Origin of the sequence: Aquimarina megaterium XH134 (assembly GCF_000520975.1) — a bacterium.
Lineage (GTDB): Bacteria > Bacteroidota > Bacteroidia > Flavobacteriales > Flavobacteriaceae > Aquimarina > Aquimarina megaterium.
In genome coordinates this window covers 1-7,123 of record NZ_JACB01000085.1, presented here as the reverse complement: position 1 = coordinate 7,123, position 7,123 = coordinate 1, and the positions used below count along the sequence as shown (strand labels likewise).

Below are 7,123 nucleotides of genomic sequence, written 5' to 3'. Positions count from 1 at the left end.
AGTTTCTCTCTTATTCGTTAATTCTATAGGTAGATTTGGTATCTTTATTGTGAAAAAGAAAAGATACATGAAGTTCGAATTGGAATCTGAATTCAAACCCACTGGAGATCAACCAGAAGCAATACGACAATTGGTTGAAGGTATTGAATCTAACGAAAAATATCAAACGCTTTTAGGCGTAACGGGATCAGGAAAGACTTTTACTGCTGCTAATGTAATCCAACAAGTACAGCGACCAACTTTAATATTGGCGCATAACAAAACATTGGCCGCCCAGCTTTTTTCTGAGTTTAAACAATTTTTCCCTAAGAATGCTATAGAATATTTTGTTTCATACTATGATTACTATCAGCCAGAAGCTTATATTCCTACTTCGGGAACCTATATCGAAAAAGATTTATCAATCAATGATGAGATTGAAAAGCTACGTTTAAGCGCTACTTCTTCGCTCTTATCTGGAAGAAGAGATGTTTTGGTTGTCGCTTCTGTATCTTGCCTATATGGTATTGGTAATCCTGCAGAGTTTAAGAAAAATGTGATTTCGATACAATCAGGACAGTTTGTATCCAGGACAGCTCTATTGCACCGTTTGGTACAAAGTTTATATTCGAGAACCGAAGCTGAGTTTAAACATGGAAATTTTAGAATAAAAGGAGATACTGTTGATATTTTTCCAAGTTATGCTGATGATGCATTTAGAGTTCATTTCTTTGGAGATGAAATTGAAGAGATAGAATCTTTTGATGTACAAACCAATACGGTTGTTGAGAAATACGATCAATTGAACATTTATCCAGCCAATATGTTTGTAACTTCTCCTGAAGTATTACATAATGCAATTGATCAAATTGCACTTGATTTAGGAAAACAGGTAGAATACTTTAAAGAAATTGGAAAACCACTAGAAGCTAAACGACTAGAAGAACGCACTAATTTTGATCTGGAAATGATCAAAGAACTTGGTTATTGTTCTGGTATCGAAAACTACTCTCGTTATCTCGATGGTAGAAATCCAGGCACAAGACCATTTTGCCTACTCGATTATTTCCCCGATGATTATTTAATGATTATTGACGAAAGTCATGTTACGATACCCCAGACTCATGCCATGTATGGTGGTGATCGCTCTAGGAAAGAAAACCTGGTAGAATATGGCTTCAGACTTCCTGCCGCAATGGATAATAGACCTTTAAAGTTTGAAGAACTTGAGGCAATCCAAAATCAAGTTATGTATATCAGTGCTACACCAGCAGATTATGAATTACAAAAAAGTGAAGGAACCTATGTAGAACAAATCATTAGACCAACAGGGTTACTAGACCCTGTAATAGAAGTTCGCCCTAGCTTAAATCAAATCGATGACCTCATCGAAGAGATGCAAAAACGAATTGATTTAGACGAGCGTATCCTCGTTACTACACTAACCAAAAGAATGGCAGAAGAATTAACAAAATATCTAACCAGAATCGATATTCGCTGTAGATACATCCATAGCGATGTAGACACATTAGAACGGGTAGAAATTATGCAAGATCTGCGAAAAGGTATTTTTGATGTATTGATAGGAGTAAACTTATTGCGAGAAGGGTTAGATCTTCCTGAAGTATCATTGGTAGCTATTCTAGATGCCGACAAGGAAGGTTTTTTAAGAAATAAGCGTTCCTTGATACAAACTGTTGGTAGAGCAGCAAGGCATGTAAACGGAAAAGCAATTATGTATGCTGATAAAATTACAGATAGCATGCAAAAAACCATTGATGATACAGAATACCGACGGCAAAAACAAATAGCTTACAATACTAAACATGGCATTACACCAACCGCGATTAAAAAATCCCTGGATAATGCCTTAGCTGGTAAAAAAGTAGAACCTTATACTTTTGAAAATGCTCCTACCCTAAAAGCTGCTGAAGAAGAAACAGCCTACTACACCAAAGAACAATTAGAGACACGAATCCGTAATGTTCGTAAGGAAATGGAAAAAGCCGCTAAAGAATTAGATTTTATGACTGCAGCACGATTGCGAGACGAGATCAAAATGTTGCAAAATAAGATACAGGATCAAAAAGTGTAATTTTTGCGATATAATTTATAGTGTAGATCTTGAGATGATCATGCTATTAAAAAAACATAAGACCATTATGAGTAATATTTCAATTGAAAAATTTATTGAAGGTATACCTAAAGTAGAACTTCATCTACATATCGAAGGAACATTCGAACCTGAGTTGATGTTTAAAATTGCAAAAAGAAACAATAAAGAAATCAAATACTCTACAGTCGATGAGTTAAAAAGAGCTTATAGTTTTAATAATCTTCAAGAATTTCTTGATATCTATTATGCTGGTGCCAATGTACTGATCGAAGAACAGGATTTTTATGACCTCACTTGGGCGTATCTTACCAAAGTCCATACACAAAATCTTGTGCATACAGAGATTTTTTTTGATCCTCAAACCCATACCGACAGAGGTATTTTATTTGACACCGTTATTAAAGGAATTTATCGTGCATTAGAGGATGGCAGAGAAAAACTGGGGATTACCTACAAATTGATTCTATCCTTTTTACGGCATCTAGATGAGGCTTCGGCTTTTGAAACATTACAACAAGCTTTGCCTTACAAAAAATGGATTAGTGGAGTTGGTCTGGATTCTTCTGAAGTAGGAAATCCTCCTTCAAAATTCGAACGTGTTTTTGCTAAAGCAAAAGAGGAAGGTTTTATAACAGTAGCTCATGCAGGAGAAGAAGGGCCTGCAGAATATATCTGGGAAGCTATTAATCTATTAAAAGTAACTCGTATTGATCATGGCAACCGATGTTTAGAAGATGATCGATTAGTAAAACAACTGGCAAGTTTACAAATACCACTAACATTATGTCCTTTATCTAATCTTGAATTGAAAGTGATTAACGATTTAAAAAAATATCCTTTACCAGAAATGATAGATAAAGGTTTATTAGTAACCATTAATTCTGATGACCCAGCCTATTTTGGAGGGTATATGAACGAGAATTATATAGGCATTGCTCAAGCATTAAATCTTTCTAAAAAGCAAATTACAGAATTAGTTAAAAACAGCTTCAAAGCAAGCTGGTTATCCGACAAAGAAAAAGAAGAGAAGATCGCACAGGTCGAAGCGTATTTTCAAAATAATTAAATTTCCATACGTGTATAGGAAACAAAAATCAAACCCAAAATAAAATAGTACATGCCGCATTTCATATTAGATTGCTCCGAACACATCATTCAATTAAAATCTCCTGAAGAAATCATACAAGCTGTATACAATGCAGCCGATGCTACGGGGCTTTTTACCGTAGGAGACATTAAAGTAAGAATCAACCCTTTTAAATACTATACTGTAGGAAATACCAAAGATGATTTTATTCATGTTTTTGGTAATTTGATGGAAGGTAGAAATGATCATCAAAAAGCTGATCTTTCTAAAAAAATAGTCAGTACACTAAAAACGATGTTTCCCAATGTACCTATTCTTTCTATTAACCTTAGAGAGTTTGAAAAATCATCCTACTGTAATAAAACAATGGTATAATCAACTTCAAAGCATCAGTTTTTCTTCTATTTTTAAATTAGATTAATAAAATACTATAGGGTAAAATTTGCCCCTTATTTGATAAGTGCTATAAACAAAATAGCTTTGTTCTGTAATCTTTAGATCCAGAATATGAGAGGCGTAATACTACAAGGAAGTTCGAAAAGTAATGGAAATACAAACAAAATAGCATTATTTATAAAAGAAAGAACCGGATTCGATATAATAGATTTGAAATCCAAAAACATAGGTCCTTTTGATTATGATTTTAAGAATAGAGATGATGACTTTCTCCCCACAATAAAAGAGATCGTTGAGAACTATGACACTCTTATTTTTGCGACACCAGTATACTGGTATGCAATGAGTGGGATCATGAAAACTTTTATGGATAGGATAACGGATTGCATAAAAATCGAAAGGACAACCGGAAGAAAGTTAAGAGGAAAAAAGATGGTAATAATAAGTTGTGGTTCTGGATCAGAATTAAAGAAAGGCTTTACAATGCCATTTATAGAAAGTGCACATTATCTTGGTATGGAATATTTAGGAGATATCCATACATGGATAGAAGACGAGAATATTCCAAAGCAATTAAAGAACGATATCAATGTTTTTATTTCTGAAAAGATAAAAAAGAAGGATTAAATAAAAGAGGCTGTCTGAAATATTCTTTTCAGACAGCCTCTTTATAAAAAATTACATACAATACTTGTAAACAGGTTTATTAGGTGTTCAAAATATCCCTAATGATCTTTAAATGATGAATAGCACAAACTTCTATGCTGCTTGTTGTCATACTAAATGAGAAATATTTTTTTTAAAACTGAAAGCGATACCCAAAATCAGGAAAGAACCCAATTTGATCAACTTGATCCACCTGATTAGTTAAACGATTATAACGACGAGTAAAAATATTCTCATTATTCGTTACATTTTGAAGATCAACATAAAACTGGTGAGAACGTTTTTTTGATTTGCTATTGATTTTGTATCCAAATTTAACATCCCATCTAAAATAGTCATCATTTTGCTCACTAAAAGCCAAATCTTCTCTTAACACCTGAAAACCTGCCAATTGTGAAGCTTCCAAATTAACAGGGGTAAAATACCTTCCTCCTGATACGGTTAGCTTAGTATCAAAAAATAATACATCTTTCTTGGCCTTACCAATAGTAAACTCTTTTCCGGCAAGAAGATTTACTACATATCCATTATTAAAAGGTGTATTTCGTTCTATACCATCACTTCCTTCATATTTACTTTCGAATAGCGAAGTGGTTAACAATCCATAATATCCATCACTAAAAAACTTCTCTAAAGTCAGTTCTATCCCCTGGTTAAAACCTGTCCCTTCATTAACCAGTGATACCCTATCGTTTTCGAATCCAAAATCTGCTCCTTCTGTCAAAGAAGAATAGCTTGATGAAAAAGGTTCTACCGCGGCCTTACTAACATCCTGATAATATACCTCGACTTTACCTCTCCAGCCTTTACTAATTCTTACATCATAACCTAACACATAATGATTACTTCTCACAAAATCAAGATCCAGGTTGGTCTGTACCAATTCTCCATTAACGTCCTCATTTAAAAACAATAATGGTAAAGGAACTGGTTGATGATGCAATCCATATCCAAAACTAAAACGATGATTCTGATTAATCTTATAAGAAAGCCCTGCTCTAGGTTCAAATACAAATTGTTCATTCAGTGTACTATACTGCCCATGTAGTCCGGCATTTAACGTTAGTTTCTCGGTAAGCCTAAACTGCCCCTGAATATAAGGTTGAATAATACTTAAATTTTCGTCTATATCTGTAAACGTGAAAAGATCGGGATCGCCATCACCATCATTATCAGGTTGTTTTGTACGATCTCGTTCTATAGATTCTATTCCAAAATTTTCTACCAAAACTCCTGTTCGTAATGTACTTTTACTACTCAATTTAGAGTTAAAAAGCGTAGAGAACGTGAGGCGTGATTCTGTATTATCGGCTTCAGTATATTTTATAATACGTTCTTGCGGAGTGTTTTTTTCAATAAAGCGGTCTGCTTTAAATTCATTAGTTGCAAAAGATCCAGCTACTGTTGTTCTTAAAAAAGAGGATGAACCAATATTGATCTGGTGCTTAAGACCAATCACCCCAAAACCAGAGTCTGCCTTAGAATTTTCATCTTCGGCAGCAAATAGATCATCCTCATCAATATCATCTCCAAGAAATTCAATATCAGAAAAACCAATAATCCCAAATAATGAAAAGTTACCTAGTTTACTTTTTCCAAAATCTACATTAAATGAAACATCATAGTAATTTGGTGTAGCCGATGTTCCTCCTGCTCCTATTCCTAGAAGGCTTACTAATGAATATCTTCCGGCCACCAAAAACGAACCTTTATTTTTCCCTAATGGACCTTCTGCCATTGCTTCTACTCCTGTAAAAATACCTACCTGACCAGTATATTCATAATCATCTACATTACCTTTTCTAAATCCAAGATCAAATACTCCTCCTATTGCATTTCCATATTCTGCAGGGAAAGCCGAGGTAATAAAATCTGAGTTTTTTAACAGATTAGGATTTAAAGCAGAAACTGGCCCACCTGTCGTTCCCAGGGTAGAATAATGATTAGGGCTTGGTATGGGCACTCCTTCTACCCGCCATAGTAATCCTACAGGAGAATTACCTCGTATCACAATATCATTTCTACTATCATCGGGGGAAGAAACACCTGCAAAATTTGCTGCCAAACGACCAACATCACTCCGTCCTCCCGAAAAACGTGTTACTTCTTCGACTCCAAACTGTCTAGCCGAAACAGAGGTAAGTTTATTTATAGCCTGTGCTTTACCGGTTTCTGATGTAATAATAACTTCATCTAACCGATCAAAAGCCTCTATAAGTGCTACATTAACTGCTGCATCCTTACCAGAAGTTACTACGATATTTGGTATCGTAATCGATTCGAACCCAATGTAACTTACTCGTATCATTTGACGGCCAAGCGGTACATTTTCTAATGTAAAATACCCATCTATATCGGTTATCACCCCAATGGCTTGTTCTACATTTAATAACTCAATTGTAGCTCCGGGTAAAGGGCTTTCTGATTGTTTATCAACAACAAGACCTTTAATGATTCCTGTTTGTGCATTTGCTATGTATCCTAGTACAATAATAAATACAAAAGTGATTTTTCTCATGATTTGATTCCTATTTTGTTCAAATCTGTGACTTCTTTTTCAACTCTTAAAATTTAAAATACCCAGTTGGTATTTTTACTCTTGAAATGTCAAAAACAAGTCTGAATAGTATAAAATGGAGTAGTACCCTATGTCATCAAGTCAAACGTTATTTAAAACAATTCAACATCTTATCTGACGATTGAATATGTCTAAAAATGATTATTGTATATCAGTTATGTATCTTTACCTGTACTATTAAAAAGGATACATCTATTATTGACTTTTACATATGATATCTAAAGCATACATAAAGAAGTTTACATTTCGCTTTATTGTTATAAACGTGGTTTATTTCCTTATTAAATCGACTATCGATCAT

5 protein-coding genes are annotated in these 7,123 nt (G+C 34.2%); 4 read left to right on the top strand and 1 reads right to left on the bottom strand.

Going from position 1 to position 7,123, the window contains the following annotated elements; translation table 11 throughout:
• Positions 1-67: 67 nt before the first annotated feature.
• The 4 genes from uvrB to Z053_RS0126950 all read left to right on the top strand — a co-directional run bounded on the left by uvrB (position 68) and on the right by Z053_RS0126950 (position 4,205).
• The gene (uvrB, locus tag Z053_RS0126965) at positions 68-2,074 is read left to right on the top strand and encodes an excinuclease ABC subunit UvrB (protein ID WP_025668091.1); all 2,007 of its coding nucleotides are present in this window, start codon (positions 68-70) and stop codon (positions 2,072-2,074) included.
• A 67-nt stretch (positions 2,075-2,141) separates the two neighbouring features.
• Entirely contained in the window at positions 2,142-3,161 is a 1,020-nt protein-coding gene (locus Z053_RS0126960; RefSeq protein ID WP_206539226.1) for an adenosine deaminase, read from the top strand.
• A gap of 51 nt (positions 3,162-3,212) precedes the next feature.
• Positions 3,213-3,557, top strand: a complete 345-nt coding sequence (locus Z053_RS0126955; RefSeq protein ID WP_025668089.1) for a 5-carboxymethyl-2-hydroxymuconate Delta-isomerase — start codon at positions 3,213-3,215, stop codon at positions 3,555-3,557.
• Between the two features lie 132 nt (positions 3,558-3,689).
• Positions 3,690-4,205: a flavodoxin family protein gene (locus tag Z053_RS0126950; protein WP_025668088.1), complete on the top strand. Its 516-nt coding sequence runs from the start codon at positions 3,690-3,692 to the stop codon at positions 4,203-4,205.
• A gap of 172 nt (positions 4,206-4,377) precedes the next feature.
• Here the strand turns inward: Z053_RS0126950 and Z053_RS0126945 are convergent, their stop codons facing one another.
• Positions 4,378-6,762: a TonB-dependent receptor gene (locus tag Z053_RS0126945; protein ID WP_025668087.1), complete on the bottom strand. Its 2,385-nt coding sequence runs from the start codon at positions 6,760-6,762 to the stop codon at positions 4,378-4,380.
• Between the last annotated feature and the right edge of the window lie 361 nt (positions 6,763-7,123).

Excerpts from the sequence above, each read along its gene's own strand:
- Z053_RS0126960 (WP_206539226.1), top strand. The coding sequence starts at position 2,142 with ATGAGTAATATTTCAATTGAAAAATTTATTGAAGGTATACCTAAAGTA.
- Z053_RS0126945 (WP_025668087.1), bottom strand. The coding sequence starts at position 6,762 with ATGAGAAAAATCACTTTTGTATTTATTATTGTACTAGGATACATAGCA.
- Z053_RS0126955 (WP_025668089.1), top strand. The coding sequence starts at position 3,213 with ATGCCGCATTTCATATTAGATTGCTCCGAACACATCATTCAATTAAAA.
- uvrB (WP_025668091.1), top strand. The coding sequence starts at position 68 with ATGAAGTTCGAATTGGAATCTGAATTCAAACCCACTGGAGATCAACCA.
- Z053_RS0126950 (WP_025668088.1), top strand. The coding sequence starts at position 3,690 with ATGAGAGGCGTAATACTACAAGGAAGTTCGAAAAGTAATGGAAATACA.